Source organism: Seonamhaeicola marinus (assembly GCF_008085455.1).
This window is the reverse complement of the sequence record NZ_VSDQ01000683.1, coordinates 400-1,042: the sequence shown is the minus strand read 5'-3', so window position 1 is coordinate 1,042 and position 643 is coordinate 400. Positions and strand designations below refer to the sequence as shown.

At 31.3% G+C, this 643-nt stretch carries 1 pseudogene; it reads right to left on the bottom strand.

Annotation, left to right across the window (positions count from 1 at the left end):
• Positions 1-643 (bottom strand): annotated as a pseudogene (locus tag FUA24_RS17120) (rubredoxin); the annotation flags it as partial.

The window sequence follows — 643 nt, the reverse complement described above, 5'->3', positions numbered from 1 at the left end:
ATTTTATTTTCTAAACATAACTCGCACATTTCTTTTAAAAAAGAAATATCATACTTATTATTTCTCCAATACAACCCTAACCAGTATTTATCCATACCAATTTTATTCATACCTTCATAATAAGGAAATGGGTGAAAAGGAACTTCAAGTGGTTTATCTACCGTTCTATTGTTAGAATCTACAGCATCACTAACAAGTTCAAAAATTGTTTCAATAGTTTCAGGTTCTTCTTGTAAAATACTTTCAATTGCGGCAACTATTTTACCCATATCCCAACTGTAAATTAATGCCGGATACATTTTAGTCTTTTCCCATTCTGGCAACCTTATATACAAATACCAATAATCTTCATGCTGTGAGGCTATAAAGTTTATATGCCCTGTAAATAATGGCACTAACCGCTGTTTGGGGTCTGTAATATTTACCTTTAAGTGTAATTTTGCCCTAAAAAGTTCTAAGATATATAAATACTTATCACTTGTTAACCAAGGTGTGTTAGGAAAAATATCGGCCGATACATATGAAGACATAATGTTAGAAATACCTGTTTCTTCTTCAGATACAATTTTCAACCTATCAAAACCACTAAGTTTTTCTTGTGTTGCTTTTTTTGGTAACAAAATATCTTGACGCGAACCAAATG